Origin of the sequence: Bordetella genomosp. 7 (genome assembly GCF_002261415.1) — a bacterium.
Classification (GTDB): Bacteria; Pseudomonadota; Gammaproteobacteria; order Burkholderiales; family Burkholderiaceae_B; genus Bordetella_A.
Map to the genome: position 1 here is coordinate 73,617 of NZ_NEVI01000006.1, position 18,778 is coordinate 92,394.

At 66.1% G+C, this 18,778-nt stretch carries 16 protein-coding genes; 10 read left to right on the forward strand and 6 right to left on the reverse strand.

What is annotated here, in order from left to right; translation table 11 throughout:
• Positions 1-13: 13 nt before the first annotated feature.
• Positions 14-1,327: a lysophospholipid transporter LplT gene (gene lplT / locus CAL18_RS04130; RefSeq protein ID WP_026640306.1), complete on the reverse strand. Its 1,314-nt coding sequence runs from the start codon at positions 1,325-1,327 to the stop codon at positions 14-16.
• A 262-nt stretch (positions 1,328-1,589) separates the two neighbouring features.
• Here lplT and smc point away from each other — a divergent pair, with 262 nt between their 5' ends.
• From smc to ligA, 3 genes are read left to right on the forward strand one after another with little or no spacing between them, the layout of a single operon-like run.
• Positions 1,590-5,120: a chromosome segregation protein SMC gene (smc, locus tag CAL18_RS04135; RefSeq protein WP_026640307.1), complete on the forward strand. Its 3,531-nt coding sequence runs from the start codon at positions 1,590-1,592 to the stop codon at positions 5,118-5,120.
• 46 nt (positions 5,121-5,166) lie between these two features.
• The gene (locus tag CAL18_RS04140) at positions 5,167-6,219 is read left to right on the forward strand and encodes a cell division protein ZipA C-terminal FtsZ-binding domain-containing protein (protein ID WP_094796128.1); all 1,053 of its coding nucleotides are present in this window, start codon (positions 5,167-5,169) and stop codon (positions 6,217-6,219) included.
• Positions 6,219-8,318, forward strand: coding sequence for an NAD-dependent DNA ligase LigA (gene ligA, locus CAL18_RS04145; protein ID WP_094817386.1), 2,100 nt, complete (start codon positions 6,219-6,221; stop codon positions 8,316-8,318). The genes CAL18_RS04140 and ligA overlap by 1 nt, the downstream gene beginning before the upstream one ends.
• A gap of 107 nt (positions 8,319-8,425) precedes the next feature.
• On the opposite strand, the gene CAL18_RS04150 is transcribed toward ligA, so the two are convergent.
• The 4 genes from CAL18_RS04150 to msrB are packed head-to-tail and all read right to left on the reverse strand — an operon-like array spanning position 8,426 to position 10,485.
• The gene (locus CAL18_RS04150) at positions 8,426-9,202 is read right to left on the reverse strand and encodes a peptidylprolyl isomerase (protein WP_026640310.1); all 777 of its coding nucleotides are present in this window, start codon (positions 9,200-9,202) and stop codon (positions 8,426-8,428) included.
• A 9-nt stretch (positions 9,203-9,211) separates the two neighbouring features.
• Positions 9,212-9,490 (reverse strand): BolA family protein, encoded by a 279-nt coding sequence (locus tag CAL18_RS04155; RefSeq protein WP_026640311.1) that lies wholly within the window; start codon positions 9,488-9,490, stop codon positions 9,212-9,214.
• A gap of 21 nt (positions 9,491-9,511) precedes the next feature.
• Entirely contained in the window at positions 9,512-10,087 is a 576-nt protein-coding gene (locus CAL18_RS04160) for a septation protein A (RefSeq protein WP_026640312.1), read from the reverse strand.
• A complete protein-coding gene (gene msrB, locus CAL18_RS04165; protein ID WP_094817387.1) occupies positions 10,084-10,485 on the reverse strand; it encodes a peptide-methionine (R)-S-oxide reductase MsrB in 402 nt (133 codons plus the stop codon). The genes CAL18_RS04160 and msrB overlap by 4 nt, the downstream gene beginning before the upstream one ends.
• Positions 10,486-10,537: 52 nt before the next feature.
• On the opposite strand from msrB, the gene CAL18_RS04170 reads away from it, so the two are divergent.
• The 7 genes from CAL18_RS04170 to CAL18_RS04200 all read left to right on the forward strand — a co-directional run bounded on the left by CAL18_RS04170 (position 10,538) and on the right by CAL18_RS04200 (position 17,522).
• Positions 10,538-11,215, forward strand: a complete 678-nt coding sequence (locus CAL18_RS04170) for an energy-coupling factor ABC transporter ATP-binding protein (protein ID WP_094817388.1) — start codon at positions 10,538-10,540, stop codon at positions 11,213-11,215.
• Entirely contained in the window at positions 11,215-11,808 is a 594-nt protein-coding gene (locus tag CAL18_RS04175) for an energy-coupling factor transporter transmembrane component T (RefSeq protein ID WP_094817459.1), read from the forward strand. The genes CAL18_RS04170 and CAL18_RS04175 overlap by 1 nt, the downstream gene beginning before the upstream one ends.
• A gap of 31 nt (positions 11,809-11,839) precedes the next feature.
• Entirely contained in the window at positions 11,840-12,400 is a 561-nt protein-coding gene (locus CAL18_RS04180) for a biotin transporter BioY (protein ID WP_094817389.1), read from the forward strand.
• Between the two features lie 204 nt (positions 12,401-12,604).
• Positions 12,605-13,771, forward strand: coding sequence for an ABC transporter substrate-binding protein (locus tag CAL18_RS04185; protein WP_026640317.1), 1,167 nt, complete (start codon positions 12,605-12,607; stop codon positions 13,769-13,771).
• A 132-nt stretch (positions 13,772-13,903) separates the two neighbouring features.
• Positions 13,904-14,941: a branched-chain amino acid ABC transporter permease gene (locus CAL18_RS04190; RefSeq protein WP_026640318.1), complete on the forward strand. Its 1,038-nt coding sequence runs from the start codon at positions 13,904-13,906 to the stop codon at positions 14,939-14,941.
• 5 nt (positions 14,942-14,946) lie between these two features.
• Entirely contained in the window at positions 14,947-16,779 is a 1,833-nt protein-coding gene (locus CAL18_RS04195) for a branched-chain amino acid ABC transporter ATP-binding protein/permease (protein ID WP_094817390.1), read from the forward strand.
• Positions 16,776-17,522, forward strand: coding sequence for an ABC transporter ATP-binding protein (locus CAL18_RS04200; protein ID WP_026640319.1), 747 nt, complete (start codon positions 16,776-16,778; stop codon positions 17,520-17,522). Before CAL18_RS04195 ends, CAL18_RS04200 begins: the two co-directional genes overlap by 4 nt.
• 387 nt (positions 17,523-17,909) lie before the next feature.
• Here the strand turns inward: CAL18_RS04200 and CAL18_RS04205 are convergent, their stop codons facing one another.
• Positions 17,910-18,749 (reverse strand): branched-chain amino acid aminotransferase, encoded by an 840-nt coding sequence (locus CAL18_RS04205; RefSeq protein ID WP_026640320.1) that lies wholly within the window; start codon positions 18,747-18,749, stop codon positions 17,910-17,912.
• Positions 18,750-18,778: the final 29 nt, after the last annotated feature.

The window sequence follows — 18,778 nt, forward strand, 5'->3', positions numbered from 1 at the left end:
CGCCGGCGCCGGGCTAGTGCGGGGTTTTCAGGGCCTGGCCATGACCTTCCTGGCCGATCAGGTCATGCAGCGCGGGGTCGGCGGCCAGGTTGCGCCGGCTCCAGCGAATGAAGATCAGCATCAGCACGGTGACCAGCAGGCCGAACAGCACGATGATCATGTTGATGGGCATATCCAGCCAAAGCAGGATCGTGTAGATGGCCACCATCAACAGGATATTGAGCTGTTCATTGAAGTTCTGCACCGCGATCGAATGCCCGGCCGACAACAGCACGTGGCCCCGGTGCTGCAGCAGGGCGTTCATGGGCACCACGAAAAATCCGGCCAGCGCGCCCGTAAGCAACAACAGGGCATAGACGCTCCAGGTGGAGTGCACCAGCGGCATGAGCAGCACCACGAGCCCCATTGCGGCCCCGACCGGCAGCACTGACAGGGCCTTGCGCAGCGGAATGCGGCCAGCCAGGATGGAGCCGACCACGGTGCCCAGGGCGGCCACGCCCATCAGTATCGATGCTTCGTCGAGCCGGTAGCCCAGGTGTCGGCGGCCCCATTCGATGACGATGAGCTGCAGCACGGCGCCCGCGCCCCAGAACAGGGTGGTGACGGCCAGCGAGATCTGCCCGAGCTTGTCGCGCCACAGCACCCGCACGTAGCTCGCGAAAGTGATGGTCAGGCGCACGGGGTTCTTCTGCTGGGGCGGGTAGCGCACGTTGGTGCCGGGAATCAGCAGGTTGCACAGCGCGGCAAGCAGGTAGACAAAGGCGATGACCAGGATCGCCGCCTCGGCGGGTGTGTGCACCAGGCGGCCCACGACGGGATGCTTGAGCAGCAATTCGGAAGCGGTGGGGGAAATCAGTACGCCGCCCAGAACGGTGCCCAGGATGATGGAAATGACGGTCAGGCCCTCGATCCAGCTGTTGCCCTTGACCAGCATTTCGGGGGGCAGCATTTCGGTGACGATGCCATACTTGGCCGGCGAATACGCGGCCGCGCCTATCCCCACCAGGCCATAGGCCACGCAAACCAGGTAGGTCTGGTGGGCGTGGGGCAGGCCCACGTTGGCATACATGAACATCAACAGACAGCCGCACACTTTCAGCGCATTGGTGGCGAACATGACCCGCCCTTTGGGGAACGAGTCGGCCAGCGCGCCCACGAACGCCGCCAGTACGACATAGGCCAGCGCGAACGACCACTTCATGACCGGAGCCATCCAGTCGGGGCCTTGCAGTTCGAGTATCAAGGCTATGGCCGCGATAAATAGCGCATTGTCCGCCAGGGAAGAGAAGCCCTGCGCTGCCATGACCAGATAGAACCCGCGTTTCAAAAGTGCATCCTCGGTGGCGGCCGACCAGAGTCGGCGAGGTGGAAAACGTGTTTCGTATGGAAAAAAGTGTCAGCGAGTATAGCGTCCGACACTCCAGGCGCGGGTTATTAAATACGCTGCCCCGCGCCGCCCGCCCAAGGAGCAGGGGCCTGCCTGGGGTATCATACGATCCGCATCCATGGCCCCGCGGGGCCGTCTGAAGAACCGTGCGGCAGGTCCGTTCAACGCCTTTCGTTCAACCCCACCAGTCCGTCATCGTACTGTGCGCCTCACTCAACTAAAACTCGCCGGCTTCAAATCGTTCGTCGATCCCACCGTGATTCCCGTTCCCAGCCAGCTGGTGGGCGTGGTGGGGCCGAACGGCTGCGGCAAGTCGAATATTATCGACGCCGTACGGTGGGTGCTGGGCGAGGCCAAGGCGTCCGAATTGCGCGGCGAGTCCATGCAGGACGTCATTTTCAACGGCTCCGGAAACCGCAAGCCTGCGGCGCGCGCGTCGGTCGAAATGGTTTTCGACAACAGCGAAGGCCGGGCGGCCGGCCAATGGAGCGCCTATTCCGAAGTCTCGGTGCGCCGCGTACTGACGCGCGACGGCACCAGCAGCTATTACATCAACAATCAGCAGGTGCGGCGCCGGGATATCCACGATATTTTCCTGGGCACCGGCCTGGGCGCCAGGGGTTACGCCATTATCGGGCAGGGCATGATCAACCGCCTGATCGAGGCGCGCCCCGAAGAACTGCGCGTGTTCCTGGAAGAGGCCGCCGGCGTGTCGCGATATAAAGAGCGCCGCCGCGAAACCGAGAACCGCCTGGCCGACACGCGCGAGAACCTCACCCGCGTCGAGGACATCCTGCGCGAGCTGGGCAGCCAGCTGGAAAAGCTCGAGGCGCAGGCCGAAGTGGCGCGGCAGTACCGCGAACTGCAGGCCGATGGCGAGAAAAAGCAATTTGCCCTGTGGCTGCTGAAAGAAACCGGCGCGCGCGAAGAGCGCCAGCGTAAAAACCAGGAAATCGCCCAGGCCCAGAACAATCTGGAAGCCGCGATCGCCAGCCTGCGTTCCGGCGAGGCCGAGCTCGAATCGCGCAGGCAGGCGCACTACGCCGCCAGCGATGCCGTGCACGCCGCGCAGGGCAAGCTGTACGAGGCCAATGCCCAGGTCAGCCGCCTGGAAGCCGAGATCCGCCACGTCGTCGAATCGCGCAACCGCCTGCAGGCGCGCCGCGACCAGCTGCAGCAGCAGATCGCCGAATGGGATTCCCAGCAGACCCATTGCGTGGAACAAATCGCCCAGGCCGAAGACGACCTGGCCGCCGGCGCCGCCCGCACCGAAGAAGCGCGCGCCATGGCCGAAGAGGCGCAGGCCGCCTTGCCCGCCATCGAGGCCCGGGTGCGGGATGCCGCCGCGGGCCGCGACGACATGCGCAGCGCATTGGCGCGTGTCGAACAGAACCTGGCGCTGGTGGCGCAGTCCCAGCGCGATGCCGACCGCCAGTTGCAGAACCTGGAACAGCGTCGCGAGCGTCTGCAGCAAGAGCTGCGCGAATTGCAGGCCCCCGATCCGGCGCGGCTGGAACAGCTGGCGGGCGACCGCGCCCAGGGCGAAGACCAGCTCGAGCAAGCGCAGCGCGAACTCGCCACCCTGGAAGCGCGGGTGCCCGAGGCCGACGCCGAGCGCAGCCGCGCCCAGGCCGCCGCCCACCAGGAAGCGCAGAACCTGGCGCGCCTGGAAGCCCGGCTGGCCGCGCTGGTCAAGCTGCAGGAAGATGTGCAGAAACAGGGGGCGCTGGAGCCTTGGCTGGCCAAGCACGAACTCGCCGGACTCGGCCGCCTGTGGCAGAAGCTGCATATCGAGCCCGGCTGGGAAAACGCCCTGGAGTCCGCGCTGCGCGAACGCATGGCGGCGCTCGAAGTCCGCAGCCTCGACTGGGCGCGCGCCTTCGCGGACGACGCGCCGCCCGCGCGCCTGGCCTTCTACCAGATGCCGGCGGCAGCGCCGGCGCCGGCCGCGCCGCCCGGGCTGACACCGCTGGCCAGCCTGCTGCGCATCACCGATCCCGACCTGCGTACGCTGCTCAACAACTGGCTGGGCAACATCTATACCGCCGCCGACGTGGGCCAGGCCCTGGCGGCGCGCGACACCTTGCCGCCCGGGGCGTCGTATGTGGTCAAGGCCGGCCATCTGGTCGACGCGCACAGCGTGCGCTTCTATGCGCCCGATTCAGAGCAGGCCGGCATGCTGGCCCGCCAACAGGAAATCGAGAACCTTCAGCGCGAGGTCAAGGCGCAGCAACTGATCGCCGACCAGGCCCGCGCCGCAGTGGCGCGTGCCGAGGCAGCCTGGCAGCAGATATCGCAGGCGGTGGCGCCCGCCCGCCAGCGGGTGGCCGAAGTAACCCGCCGGGTGCACGACATCCAGCTCGACTATTCGCGCCTGCAGCAGCAGGCCGAGCAGTCCGGCGAGCGCGCTTCCCGCCTGCGCCAGGATCTTGACGAAATCGCCGCGCACGAAGAAGACCTGCGGGCAACCCGTGAAGAGGCCGAAGCGCGTTTCGAGGCCCTGGACGCCGAACTCGCCGAGCACCAGTCGCGCTTTGCCGACGCCGAGATCGCCGGCGAAGACCTGGCGGCCCAGGCCGAGGGCGCGCGGGCGCGGCTGCGCGAACTCGAGCGCGCCGCCCAGGAAGCCGAGTTTGCCGAGCGCGCCACGCAGTCGCGCATCGCCGATCTGCAGCGCAACCGCCAATTGGCCGCCGACCAGAGCCAGCGCGCCGCGGCCGAGCTTGAGCAACTGCAGGCAGACCTGGCCGAACTCGACGCATCGGCGTCGCAGGCAGGCCTGCAGGACGCCCTGGAGGCGCGCGCCGAGCGCGAAGAAGACCTGTCGCGGGCGCGCCAGGAACTCGACAACCTGTCGGCGCTGCTGCGCGGCGCCGACGAAGAGCGCATGCAGCAAGAGCGGGCGCTCGAGCCGCTGCGCGCGCGCATCACCGAATTGCAACTGCAAGAGCAGGCGGCGCGCCTGGCCGAAGAGCAGTTTACCGAGCAGCTCAATGCGCGCGAGGTCGACCGCCAGGCGCTGGCCCAGGAACTCGCGTCGATGCCGGACGAATGGCGTCGCGCCAATTGGCTGCAGTCTGAAGTCAGCCGCATTTCGCGCCAGATCGATTCGCTGGGCTCTGTGAACCTGGCCGCGCTCGACGAGCTCAATGCCTCGCGCGAGCGCAAGGAATTCCTTGATTCGCAGCAGCAAGACCTGCTCACGGCGATCGATACGCTGGAAGACGCCATACGCAAGATCGACCGTGAAACGCGCGAGCTCCTGCAGGCCACCTTCGATACGGTAAACCAGCATTTCGGCGAGCTGTTCCCCAAGCTTTTCGGGGGCGGGGAAGCCAAGCTGATGATGACCGGCGACGAAATCCTCGATGCGGGCGTGCAGGTCATGGCGCAGCCGCCGGGCAAGCGCAACAGCACCATTCACCTGCTGTCCGGCGGAGAAAAAGCCCTGACGGCCACTGCGCTGGTATTCGCGCTGTTCAAGTTGAACCCCGCGCCGTTCTGCCTGCTCGACGAAGTGGATGCGCCGCTCGACGACGCCAATACCGAGCGCTACGCCAATCTGGTAAGCAGCATGAGCGAGCAGACCCAATTCCTGTTCATCTCGCATAACAAGATCGCTATGCAGATGGCAAAGCAATTGATCGGCGTTACGATGCAAGAGCAGGGGGTGTCGCGTATCGTCGCCGTAGATATTGATTCGGCCGTGCAGATGGCCGCCGAAGCCGCATAAACCAACTATGAGATGGCGCTGCCTTGCCAGCGTACAGGGTTAACACATGAGCGACTTGCAGATCGGGCTGATTGCCCTGGGTGTGCTGCTGATTTTGCTGGTACTGGGGTTCAACTGGTGGCAGGACCGCCGGGCGCGCAACCGGATGCAGGTGCATTTTCCCGCCACCGAGCAGGATCCGCTGCTTGGCGTGCAGGACGCGCGCGCGGGCGGCCCCGATACGTCGCGCCGCGAGCCGGGCATCAACCTGACTGCGACGGCGGCGCCCCCGGTCGAGCCGGGCACGGATGCCGACGACGCCGACGAGCCCGATGCCGGGTGTGAGATCGTTATTGAAGTCAGCTTTGGCGAGCCGGTGCGTGGCGCCGACCTGCTGCCGCACGTGCAAGGGTTGCGCCAGGCCGGTCGCAAGCCGGTGCGCGTGTTTGCCACCACCGAGGCCGGACGTCACCGCGCGCGCGTGCATCCGGGCGAATCGTATGCTTCCCTGCAGCTGGCCGTGCTGCTGGCCAACCGCAGCGGCCCGCTGACCGCCATCGAATGGTCGCAAGCCTGGGCGCGAGCCCAGGACCTGGCCGACCGTTTCGACGCCACGATCGAAGGGCCCGACCAGCAGCTGGTGCTGGAGCGGGCGGCCAAGCTGGACGACATGTGCGCTGCGCTCGATACCCAGGTGGGCCTGACTCTGCTGCTGGGTGCGCCGCGTTCGGCCGCCGAAGTGGTGGGCGTGGCGCGCGAACTCGGCTTTGCGCCGCATGGCCCCCGCCTTGCCTGGCTGGCCGATAACGGCGTGCCGCGCTTTACGCTTTCGCGCGGCGATGGCGCGGCTTTCGATGACGGCATGGCGCCGGTCGAGCAGCTGTTGATGCTGCTGGATGTGCCATGTTCGCCCGCCGATCCGCGCGCGTTCGGCCGCATGGTCGATGTGGGCCGCGATCTGGCCGCCCGGCTGCAGGCCGAACTGGTGGACGACCAGGGCAAGCCGCTGGTCGATGGCGCCGAGACGGTCATCGATGAGCGTCTGCAGGTCTTGTTCGGGCAGCTTGACCAGGCCGGCCTGCCTGCGGGCAGCCCCCGCGCGCAGAAGGTGTTTGCCTGATGGCGGCAAGGATCGATGCCGAACAGGCAGCAAGGCGCGCCGCCGAGCTGCGTGCCGAGATCGAGCAGCACAACGAGCGGTATTACGTCCACGACGCGCCGACGATTTCCGATGCCGAGTACGACGCGCTGATGCGCGAACTGGCGCAGCTGGAAGCTGATTTTCCCGAACTGGTCACGCCCGAGTCGCCCACCCAGCGGGTGGGCGCGGCGCCCCTGTCGGCCTTCGGCAGCGTCAGCCACGCAGTGCCCATGCTGTCGCTGGGCAATGCGTTCGACGCAGAAGAGGTCCAGGCCTTTGACCGCCGCGTGGCCGACACCTTGCGCGGCGCCGGCCTGCTCGGGCCCGAGGAGTCGCCCGAATACTTCTGCGAACAGAAGCTGGACGGGCTGGCCATCAGCCTGCGCTACGAAGCGGGAAAGCTGGTGCAGGCCGCCACGCGCGGCGATGGGCAGACCGGCGAGGACGTAACGTCGAACGTACGCACGATTCGCGCCGTGCCGCTGCACCTGAAGGGCGAACCGCCGCGCGTGCTCGAGGTGCGCGGCGAGGTCCTGATGAACCGGGCCGACTTCGAAAGCCTGAACCGCAGCCAGGCGGCCCGCGGCGAAAAAGTGTTTGTGAACCCCCGCAACGCTGCCGCGGGCAGCCTGCGGCAGCTCGATCCGCGCATCACCGCCAAGCGGCCGCTGCGTTTCTTTGCCTACAGCTGGGGCGAAGTGCATGGCTTGCCGGGGCGCCAGGCCGAATTATTTTCCGAGCCCGCGCCGGGCGCCCGCCAGCAGTCCACCCTGCCGCATGAGCGCCACAGTGCGATGCTGGACTGGTTGGCCGAGCTGGGCCTGCCCGTGAACAAGCGGCATAACCGTCGCGCCAGCGGGGCGGCGGGCCTGCTGGAATATTACGAACAGGTAGGGCGCGAGCGTGCGAACCTGCCCTATGACATCGACGGCGTGGTCTACAAGGTGGACTCGCTGCCGGCCCAGAAGGTGCTGGGGTTCGTGGCGCGGGCCCCGCGCTTTGCGCTGGCCCACAAGTTTCCGGCCGAAGAGGCCAGCACGCGCCTGGTGGACATCGAGGTGCAGGTGGGCCGTACCGGCGCCATTACGCCGGTCGCGCGCTTGCAGCCGGTTTTCGTGGGCGGGGTGACGGTGACGAACGCCACCCTGCACAATGAAGATGAAATCCGCCGCAAGGATGTGCGCATCGGCGACACCGTTATTGTGCGCCGCGCGGGCGACGTGATTCCGGAAGTCGTCGGGCCCGTGCCCGACAAGCGCCCGGCCGATGCGCGCGAATTCGTCATGCCCAAGTCATGTCCCGTGTGCGGCTCGGCCATCGAGCGCACCGAGGATGAAGCCATTGCCCGTTGCACGGGTGGCTTGTTCTGCGCGGCGCAGCGCAAGCAGACGCTGCTGCACGCGGCCGGCCGCAAGGCGCTCGACATAGACGGCCTGGGCGAAAAACTGGTCGACCAGCTGGTTGAAAGCGGGCGGGTCAAATCGCTGGCAGACCTTTACAGCCTGACCGCGTTCGAACTGGCGGCGCTGGACCGCATGGGCAAGAAGTCGGCCGAGAACCTGGTGGCGGCCATCGACAAGGCCCGCACACCCACTTTGGGGCGGCTGCTGTTCGCCCTGGGCATCCGGCACGTGGGCGAAACGACCGCCCGCGACGTGGCGCGCCACTTCGGCAGTATCGAGAGCATCATGCAGGCCGACGAAGAGGCGCTGGCCAGCGCGCCGGACGTCGGGCCGGTGGTGGCGGGCTCGATCAGGCGCTTCTTCGCCGAGCCGCACAATCGCGAAATCATCGAGCTGCTCAAGGCCCAAGGCGTGCATCCGGTGGCCGAGGCCGGTCCGCAGGGCGACACCCTGTCGGGCAAGACCTTCGTGCTGACGGGCACCATGCCGAATTGGACGCGCGATGACGCCACGCGCCACATCCTGGCTGCCGGAGGCAAGGTCAGCGGATCGGTATCCAAGAAAACGGCCTATGTGGTGGCCGGCGAAGATGCAGGCAGCAAGCTGGCAAAAGCGCAGGAGCTGGGCGTGCCCGTACTGGACGAAGACGGCTTGAAGGCACTGCTGGGCATGTAGTCGCCGGTGTGCGCAGGCGCTGCTGGACGGCGGCGCGACGCGTATCGACACCCCGAAAACAAAACACCCCCGCGCAAGCGGGGGTGTTTTGCCTGGCGCGGCGCGCCTTACTTGATGGTGGCTTTTTCGCGCAGTTCTTTCTGGTAGTCGGCCAGCTTTTGCTGGCGCAGCATTTCTTCGAGCTGCGGGCGCACCTGGTCCAGCGGCGGGAATTCCACCGGGCGGGTGTCTTCGACGTCGATGATGTGCCAGCCGAACTGGGTCTGTACCGGCTTGTCGGCCAATTGGCCTTTCTTCAGGCTGTTTACCGTATCGGCGAACGGCTTGACATAGTTGGTGGGCGAGGCCCAGCCCAGATCGCCACCGTTGGCGGCGCTGCCCGGGTCTTTCGAGTTTTTCTTGGCCAGGTCGGCGAACTTGGATTTGTCGCGCTTGATCTGGGCGAGCAGGTCGTTGGCGGCCTTTTCGTCTTCAACCAGGATGTGGCGGACCTTGTATTCCATCTGGCTGGATTGCTGTTGCTTGATCTTGTCGTATTCGGCCTGCACTTGCTGGTCGGTGACGGGGTGCTTCTGCAGGTATTCGGCCATCAGGGCGCGCACCAGGATGCCCTGGCGGGCCAGCTCGATTTCGGTCTGCACGTCGGGCTGCTTGGCAATGCCGTCTTTTTCGGCGGCCTGCACGAAGATCTGGCGGTTGATCATTTCTTGCTTGACCTGCTCGCGCAGCTGCGGCGTGTCGGTGGCGCCCTGGCTGACCAACAGTTTCACGAATTGATCCAGGCTTTGCTGCGTAATGGCCTTGCCATTGACGGTGGCGGCGTTCTGCGCAAAGGCCGGTACGGCGACCGCGCAAGCCGCGGCCAGCATCACGATGCGTTTCATGGGTTTCCTTTAGGGGTTGGACTTGGGGGCTTGGGCATCGAGCGCAAGCGCATGGATGGGGTGGGGGATCAGATCGCGCAAAAGATCATACACCAGGCGATGGCGCGCAACGGGTGACAAACCGGCGAACCTGGCCGACACAATATGCACGTGGTAATGGCCCGCGCCGCCTTGCGCGCCGGCGTGTCCGGCATGCAGGTGCGAGTCGTCGCGGATGTCGAGCGCGAGGGGATCGAGCCCGGCGAGACGGCTGCGTATGAGGTCGATGCGTTCGGTGGATGCAGACATGGAAAAACGCCCGGGTGAGGGTCAGTCTTGGCCGGCGTCGGAGCCGCTGCCGGGCTGGCGCGGCTGTTGCATGTGGCGGCCCAGCCAGAGCGACTGGCCGATGACGAAGACCAGCAGCAGCCCCATCAGTCCGAAGACCTTGAAGTTGACCCATTGGGATTCGGTGAAGTGGCCGGAAAACGCGACGTACAGATTGATGGCGCCGGCGGCCAGGAAAAACAGCGCCCAGCTGAGGTTGAGTTTTTCCCATGCGGGCGCGGGCAGTTCGATCTGCTTGCCCAGCAGCCGCTGCATCAGGTTGCGCCCGAACAGCAGACGCGCGCCCAGCAAGGCGCCGCCGAACAGCCAGTACAGCACCGTGGGCTTCCATTTGATGAAGACGTCGCTTTGCAGCCACAGCGTGGCCCCGCCGAAAATGACGATGACCGACAGGTTGATCCAGTGCGTGGCTTCGATTTGCTTGCCGGTGGCGCGCAGCCAGATGAACTGCGCCACGGATGCGGCGATGGCCACCGCGGTGGCGGCATAGATGTCGGCGAACCGGTACGCGATGAAGAACAGGATCAGCGGAAACAGGTCGAACAGGAATTTCTTCATTCAGTCTCGAGCGGTTCGAATTTGAGCGACAGCGAATTGATGCAGTAGCGCAGGCCGGTGGGCGGGGGGCCGTCCGGGAAAACATGACCCAGGTGGCCGTCGCAGATGTTGCACAGCACTTCGGTGCGGACCATGCCGTGCGACGTGTCGGTTTCTTCGCGCACGCGCGCAGGGTCCAGCGGCTCGAAGTAGCTGGGCCAGCCACAGCCTGCGTCGAATTTGGTGTCGGAGGCGAACAGCGCGGTGCCGCAGCCCACGCAGCGGTAAATGCCGTGGTCGGTGGTGTTCCAGTAGCGGCCCGTGAATGGCCTTTCGGTGCCCTTGCGGCGCACCACGGCGTATTCTTCGGGCGTAAGCTGGGCCTGCCATTCGGCTTCGGATTTTCGTACTTTGTCCATATGCGTTCTTGGAGTCCCGTTCCGCGAAATGGTTCGGGCATAATCCCGCTCCATGTTAATCGAGTTTGACCGGGCTGTTGTGGCCACGCCGCAGTCGCAGGCGCTGAAGGGGGTCACCCTGACCCTGCAGCAGCGCCGCATCGGCGTGGTCGGCCCGAACGGGGCGGGCAAGAGCACCCTGGCCAAACTGCTGAACGGGCTGGTGCTGCCCACCTCCGGGCGCGTGCTGGTCGATGGCCTGGATACCCGGCGCGAGGTGAAAGCCGTGCGCCGCAAGGTGGGGTTTGTATTCCAGAACCCCGAAAACCAGATCGTCTATCCCATCGTGCGCGAAGACCTGGCCTTCGGCCTGAAGACGCTGCGCCTGGATGCCGCCGAATGCGGGCGCCGCATCGAAGCCTGCCTGCACGCACTGGGCATCGCACATCTGGCCGACCGCGCCAGCCACACCCTGTCCGGTGGAGAATGCCAGCTTGTGGCGCTGGCGTCTGTGCTGGTCATGGAGCCGTCATTGGTGGTGTTCGATGAGCCCACCACTCAGCTCGACCTGCGCAATCGCAACCGCGTGGCGCAGGCCATCGACGCGCTGGATCGTCCGGCGCTGGTGGTCAGCCACGACCTGGACCTGCTGCGCGATTTCGACCGCGTGCTGGTGGTGGTGGACGGCCAGGTCGCCGCCGACGATGCGCCCGGCCCGGCGCTGCGCTGGTATCGCGAGCACTGCGCATGATGCTCGAACCCTTATACGTCAATCGTGTCAGCCTGCTGCACCGGCTGCCGGCGGCGCTGAAGCTCGCCGTGCTGCTGGCGGCCGGGCTGGCATTGTTCGCTGTGCACGACCTGCGCTGGCTGGGCGGCGCGGCGGGGCTGGCGGCGCTGCTGGCCGCGTCTACCGGGGTGCGCGCCGCGGCGCTGTGGCGCCAGGTGCGCGCACTGGTATGGATATTGGCAGCCATCGGCGCGTTCGCCGCCTGGTTCCAGGGCTGGCTGGCCGCCGCCGAGATCCTGTTGCGCCTGTGCGCGCTGGTGGGGCTGGCGCTGGCGGTGACGTTCTCGACCCGCACGTCCGAGCTGGTGGCGGTATGCGAGAAAGCGCTGCTGCCCCTGGAACGCCGCGGGCTGCTCGACGCCGGCAAAGTGGCCCTGGCGCTCGCGCTGGCCCTGCGCTTTGTGCCCGAGATCTGGCGGCATTATCTGGAAATCCGCGAAGCCCAGGCGGCGCGCGGCCTGGACCGGCATCCGCTGGCCTTGCTCGTGCCGCTGATCGTGCGTACGCTCAAGCGCGCCGACCAGGTGGCGCAGGCCATTGACGCGCGCGGCTAGCCGCGCTTTTTTTATCTTGCCAGGGATTCCCATGAAAACCCGAGACCTCGTGCTGATCGCCCTGTTTGCGGCGCTGATCGTGGTGCTGAGCCTGATGCCGCCTATTCCGCTGCCGGCGATTCCGGTGCCCGTCACGCTGCAGACACTGGGCACCATGCTGGCCGGCGCCATGCTCGGGCCGGTGCGCGGCGGCCTGGCCTGCCTGCTGTATCTGGCGCTTGCCGCCATCGGCCTGCCTGTGCTGCCCGGCGGCCGGGGCGGGCTGGGCGTCTTCCTGGGGCCCACGGGCGGCTTTCTGGTCGGCATGGCGGCGGGAGCCTGCGTGACCGGCTGGCTGGCCAGTCATGCCGTGCGGGCGGGGCGCCCCGCGGCCGCGGTGGCGGGCTACTTTCTTGCCTGCGTGGCGGGCGGTATTGCGGTGGTCTACGCGGTGGGCGTGCCATGGCTGGCGGCCGTGACACAGATGCCATTGAACAAGGCGGCGCTGGCCGTGGTTGCGTTCGTGCCGGGCGACCTGCTCAAGGCGGCCGTCGCTTCCTGGGTGGCGTGGCGGGTGGAAAGGGTGTGGCCGGGGCTTCGGGAATCCCCTTAATGACGCTCCTGATCAAGTTCGGCAAGATTTGTTATTGTCGAATGCATTTGATTTTTGCGCGACAAACTAGGGAAGTTACGGGGTTTTATTTAGGGTGTATTTGATACACTTCAACGCCTAATATCCGATTTTCTGTATGACGTTCAACCGGGCTCGACCCTCCCCCCGGGGGGCACAACAAGAGTCCACACAGGAGACAACACTATGACGCGCAAGCATTTCGGCTTGTCCACGGCCGCTGCGGCCGTTGCCCTGAGCCTGCCGCTGCTGGCCAGCGCGCAAGTAAAGGTGGGGATCACCATTGCCAGCACCGGCCCCGCCGCTTCGCTGGGCATTCCCGAGCGCAACACCGTCGCCCTGCTTCCTTCCGAGGCGGCCGGCCAGAAAATCGAATGGATCGTGCTCGATGACGCCACGGATACCACCCAGGCGGTGAAGAACTCGCGCAAGCTGGTCACCGAAGACAAGGTCGACGTGCTGGTGGGCACCTCTATCACGCCCGGGTCTCTTGCCATGGTGGACGTCGCGGCCGAAGCCAAAGTGCCGATGATCAGCGTGGCGGCCAGCGCCAAGATCGTGGAGCCCGTCGACGACAAGCGCCGCTGGGTGTTCAAGACCCCGCAGAATGATGCGCTGATGGCCAGCGCGCTGGCCGACGCCATGGCCAAGGCCAAGGTCAAGACGCTGGGTTTCATCGGGTTTGCCGACGCGTACGGCGACAGCTGGCTGGCCGTCATGCGCGATGCCGTCAAGGGCAAGGGCATCGAGATCACCGCGGTGGAAAAATACGGCCGCACGGACACCAGCGTGACCGGGCAAGTGCTCAAGCTGGTAAGCGCCAAGCCCGACGCGATTCTGATCGCCGGCGCCGGCACGCCGTCGGCCCTGCCGCAGAAAGAACTGCGGGCCCGCAATTACCAGGGCACCATCTACCAGACCCACGGCGCGGCCAATAACGACGTGCTGCGCGTTTGCGGCAAGGACTGCGAAGGCATGCTGCTGCCGGCCGGGCCGTTGCTGGTTGCCGCCCAGCTGCCCGACAGCAACCCGGTGAAGCAGTCCGCGCTGCAATACACCAAGGCCTACGAGGCCAAGCACGGAGACGGCTCCACCAACACCTTCGGCGGCCACATGTGGGATGCCGGCCAGTTGATCGTTGCCGCCGTGCCCGTGGCGCTCAAGACGGGCGCCAAGCCCGGCACGCCGGAATTCCGCGCGGCCATGCGCGACGCGATCGAAGGCGTCAAGGACCTGGCCGCATCGCAAGGCGTATTCAACATGAGCGCCACCGACCACGCCGGCCTGGACGAACGTTCGCGCGTCATGGTCAAGGTCGAAAATGGCAAGTGGGTGTATCAGCCCGAGCTGTAATTCAAACTGCCGGCGCGGCTGTGCAGCCCGCCGGTTTCTCCACGCACCGGCCGCCTGGCCGGTGTGTCGCATTCGCAGGACAGCCGGCCGCGCCCACCGGCGATGCCCAGGCCTCCTTAAGGTAGTGGTTCGATGGATTTCACGATAGCGCTCATCCTGCTGCAGGACGGCATCGTCAACGGCGCCATCTATGCCCTGTTGGGCATGGCCCTGGTGTTGGTATTTACCGTTACCCGCGTCATCTTCATTCCGCAGGGCGAATTTGTCGCGTTCGGAGCGCTGACACTTGCCATGCTGGTCAATGGCCGCATGCCGGGCACTGCGTACTTGCTGCCCCTGATGGGCGGCATCGTGTTGCTGCTGGAGCTGGTGCGTGCGGTGCGCACGGGGTCGTGGGCCGCGCTGCCCAAGGTGCTGCTCAGTTGCGTGGCCCTGCCGCTGGCGCTGTTGTGGCTGACTTCGGCTTACGTTGCCGAGGGCAATTCGTTGTGGCTGAACATGCTGCTGACCCTGGCGCTCATTATCCCGATGGGGCCGATGGTGTATCGCATTGTGTACCAGCCCCTGGCCGAGGCGACGGTGCTGGTGCTGCTGATCGTTTCGGTGGCCGTGCACTTCGCGCTGACCGGCCTTGCGCTGGTGTTCTTCGGCGCGGAGGGTTGGCGCACGCCGGCCTTCGTCAGCGGCCAGTTCAACCTTGGGCCCGCAACCTGGTCGGCGCAGAGCCTGTTCGTGGTGGGCACCTGCGTGCTGCTGATCCTGGCGCTGTGGCTGTTTTTCGACAAGACGCTGTACGGACGGGCGTTGCGCGCCACCGCCGTCAACCGGCGCGGCGCGCGCCTGATGGGCATCAGCACCAGCATGTCCGGCAGCCTGACCTTTACCCTGGCCGTCGGCATAGGCGCGATGTCGGGCATGTTGATCGCGCCCATTACCACCGTTTATTACGACACCGGCTTTCTCATCGGCCTGAAGGGGTTCGTCGGCGCCATTATCGGCGGGCTGGCGAGCTATCCGGTGGCCGCGCTGGGAGCCGTGCTGGTTGGCGTGCTGGAAGCCTTTTCGTCTTTCTGGGCCAGCGCCTACAAGGAAGTGATCGTGTTTACGCTGATCATCCCGGTTCTCGTGTGGCGTTCATTCGGCAGCCATCATTCGGATGACGAGGAATAAGCGTCATGAACCGTATTCTGCTTGTTGCATTCGTCGTCCTGCTGGCCGCGCTGCCGATGTTTCCGGCCACGCCCGAGTTCTGGATCACACAGCTCAACTACATCGGCCTGGCCGCGCTCGTGGCGCTGGGCCTGGTATTGCTGACCGGCGTGGGCGGCCTGACTTCGTTCGGCCAGGCGGCGTTCGTGGGCCTGGGCGCCTACACCACCGCGGTGCTCACCAGCCACTACGACACATCGCCCTGGCTGGCGCTGCCGGTGGGGCTGCTGCTGACCGCCGTCGTGGCCTACCTGCTGGGCGTCATCACGCTGCGCCTGTCGGGGCACTATCTGCCGCTGGGCACCATTGCCTGGGGGCTGTCGCTGTATTTCCTGTTCGGCAACCTGGACTGGCTGGGCAAGCACGACGGCATTGCCGGCCTGGAGCCGATCAGCGTGTTCGGTTATTCGCTGGCCAGCGGGCGCAACATCTATTACCTGATCTGGATATGCCTGCTCCTGGCGCTCTGGGCCACCAGCAACCTGCTCAATTCGCGTCCGGGCCGCGCCATCCGCGCGCTCAAGAGCGGGGCCGGCATGGCCGAGTCGATGGGCGTGAACACTGCCACCTATAAAGTCGTGATCTTCGTATGGGCGGCGCTGCTGGCATGCCTGTCGGGCTGGATCTATGCGCACATGCAGCGCGCCGTCAGCCCCAGCCCGTTCGGCCTGAACTACGGCATCGAGTACCTGTTCATGGCAGTGGTGGGCGGCGCCGGCCACGTGTGGGGCGCCGTGGTGGGGGCGGCCGTGATCCTGGGCCTGAAAGACCAATTGCAGAGTCTGCTGCCCGCGTTGCTGAACACCAATGCGAACTTCGAGCTGATCGTGTTCGGCGTGCTGCTTATTTTGATGTTGCAGTACGCCGCCAATGGCCTGTGGCCCATGCTGTCGGCCGGCTGGGCCCGCCTGACCGGAGGCGCGGCCTCGCGTCGCAACCTGGCGCCGCCCCCGGCCGCGCCCGTGCTGCCGCAGCGCGAACGACCGCAAGCAGGCGCGTTGGTGCTGGAGGTCGACAGCATCCGCAAAGAGTTTGGCGGACTGGTGGCGGTGAACGATATTTCGTTCAAGGTGCGCGCGGGCGAGATAGTCGGCCTGATCGGCCCCAACGGCGCAGGCAAGAGCACCACGTTCAACCTGATCAGCGGCGTGCTGCCGGCCACGCGCGGCCAGGTGCGCTTTCTGGGCGAACGCATCGACGGCCTGGCTGCGCGCGAGATCGCCCGTCGCGGGGTGGGCCGCACTTTCCAGCACGTGCAGCTGCTGCCCGGCATGTCGGTGCTGGAAAACGTAGCGCTGGGGGCGCACATGCGCGCGGAAGTGGGCGTGATGGCCGGCGCCCTGCACAGCGAACGCGCCCACGAGGCCCGGTTGCTGCACGAGGCCGCGACGCAGCTCAAGCGCGTGGGCCTGGGTGATTATCTGTACGAGCAGGCGGGCAACCTGGCCCTGGGCCAGCAGCGCATTCTGGAAATCGCGCGCGCGCTGGCCAGCGATCCGGTGTTGCTGCTGCTGGACGAACCGGCGGCAGGCTTGCGGTACAAAGAAAAGCAGGAGCTCGGGCAGGTGCTGCAGCAGTTGCGCGACGAGGGCATGAGCATTCTGCTGGTGGAGCACGATATGGACTTTGTAATGCGGCTTACCAACCATCTGGTGGTGATGGATTTCGGCACCAAGCTCGCCGAGGGCGTGCCGGCCGAGGTACAGCAGAACCCGGCCGTGCTGGAGGCCTACCTGGGCGGCATCGACGACGACCTGCCCGAAGCCGCCGCGGCCTCGACCCGCGAGGGGGCGCAATGACAGCAGACCCCATTCTCGATGTGCGCGGCCTGTGCGCCCGTTATGGCAAAGTCGGTGCGTTGAGCGAGGCCACGCTTGCCGTGGCCCCGGGCAGTATCGTGACCGTGATCGGCGCCAATGGCGCGGGCAAGTCCACCATGTTGAACGCGGTAATGGGTTCGTTGCCGAGCAGCGGGCATACCACCGGCGCTGTACAGTACGCGGGCACTGATGTGTCGGGCTGGAGCGTAGAGCGGCGCGTGGCCGCCGGCATGTCGCTGGTGCCGGAACGGCGCGAGCTGTTCGGCAGTATGTCGGTGGAAGACAACCTGCTGCTGGGCGGTTTTCGCCGCTACCGAGCCCGCGAAGCCGGCTGGCGCGATACGCTGGATGAAGTGTTCGAGCTGTTTCCGCGCCTGCGCGAGCGACGCCGCCAGGAGGCCGGTACGCTGTCTGGCGGCGAGCGGCAGATGCTGGCGGTGGGGCGGGCTCTGATGGCCAAGCCGCGCCTGTTGATGCTGGACGAACCCAGCCTGGGGCTGGCGCCGCGCATCGTGCGCGAGATCTTCCATATCATCGCGCGGTTGCGTGAAACAGGCGTCGCGATCCTGCTCGTGGAGCAGAACGCCCGCGCCGCGCTGCAAGTGGCCGATTACGGGTACGTACTGGAAACCGGCGAAGTCATCCTGCACGGCTCCGCCCGCGACCTCGCCGGCAACCCGCGCGTGATCGAAAGCTATTTGGGGCTGGGGAAGGGGGCGTAGCGGTATGCGGCCAGGGTGTCTGGTGCGCCGGGGGGGCTTGTCGGCAGGGTGCAGCGGTGTCTGACACCTCCGGAGTCAGACACCTGATGCCTGGTGCGTCGGGGGCCCTTGTCAGGCAAGGTGCAGCGGTGTCTGACTCCGAAGGTGTCAGACACCTGGGCGGCTGGTGCGTCAGGGGGGCTTGTCAGGCAAGGTGCAGCGGTGTCTGACTCCGAAGGTGTCAGACACCTGGCGGCTGGTGCGTCGGGGGGGGCTTGTCAGGCAAGGTGCAGCGGTGTCTGACTCCGAAGGTGTCAGACACCTGGGCGGCTGGTGCGTCGGGGGGGCTTGTCAGGCAAGGTGCAGCGGTGTCTGACTCCGAAGGTGTCAGACACCTGGGCGGTGCGCCTACTTTCCTCCGCGCGCGAATTCCATGTACAGCCGGTGCGCCCGTCGGGCCATCGGGCCATACCGCAATTCGCGGTCTTCCACGCGGTTTACGTGCACTACCTTGCCATAGTTGCCGGTCGAAAAGACTTCGTCGGCTTGTTCGACGTCGGCGCGCGTCAGCGCACGTTCTTGCACGTTCACTCCGTCTGCGCGCAGCAGTTGCAGCACGCGCTGGCGGGTAATGCCGTTCAGGAAGGTGCCGTTGTCGGCAGGAGTGGACACGACGCCGTCCCTGGCGATCCAGAGATTGGCGGTGGCGAACTCGGCGATATGTCCGTCGCCGTCCAGCATGATGGCGTTGTCGTACCCCTTGGCTGCGGCCTCGCGGATGGCGCGCTGACCGTTGGGGTACAGGCACGACGCCTTGGCGTCGGTGGGGGCCATGTTCGACCAGGCGCGGGCAAAGCTGGAGAAGCACGCCGAGAACCCCTGGTCGCCGGGCATGGGTACCTTGAACACGTGCAGCACGAATTGCGTTTTCTCGGCATCGGGCAGCAGGAAGCCGTCGGCGCAGAAGAACATCGGCTTGATGTACAGCGCCTCGCCAGCCGGAAAGCGCGCCACCGCCTGCAGGCACAGGTCGTAGATCGTTTCCCAGCCCAGTTGCGGCTGCATCAGCATCTTCTGCGCCGAGCGCACGACGCGCTGGCAGTGCAGATCGAGGTCGGGGGTCAGGCCGTCGAAGGCGCGCGCACCATCGAACACCATGCTGGCCATCCAGAACGCGTGGTCGGCCGGCCCCAGCAGCTTGGGGTTTTCCGTGGTCCAGTGGCCGTCGTACCAGTAGAGTGCATCCATGTAGAAATTCCTTGAGTCTGTACGGGCGC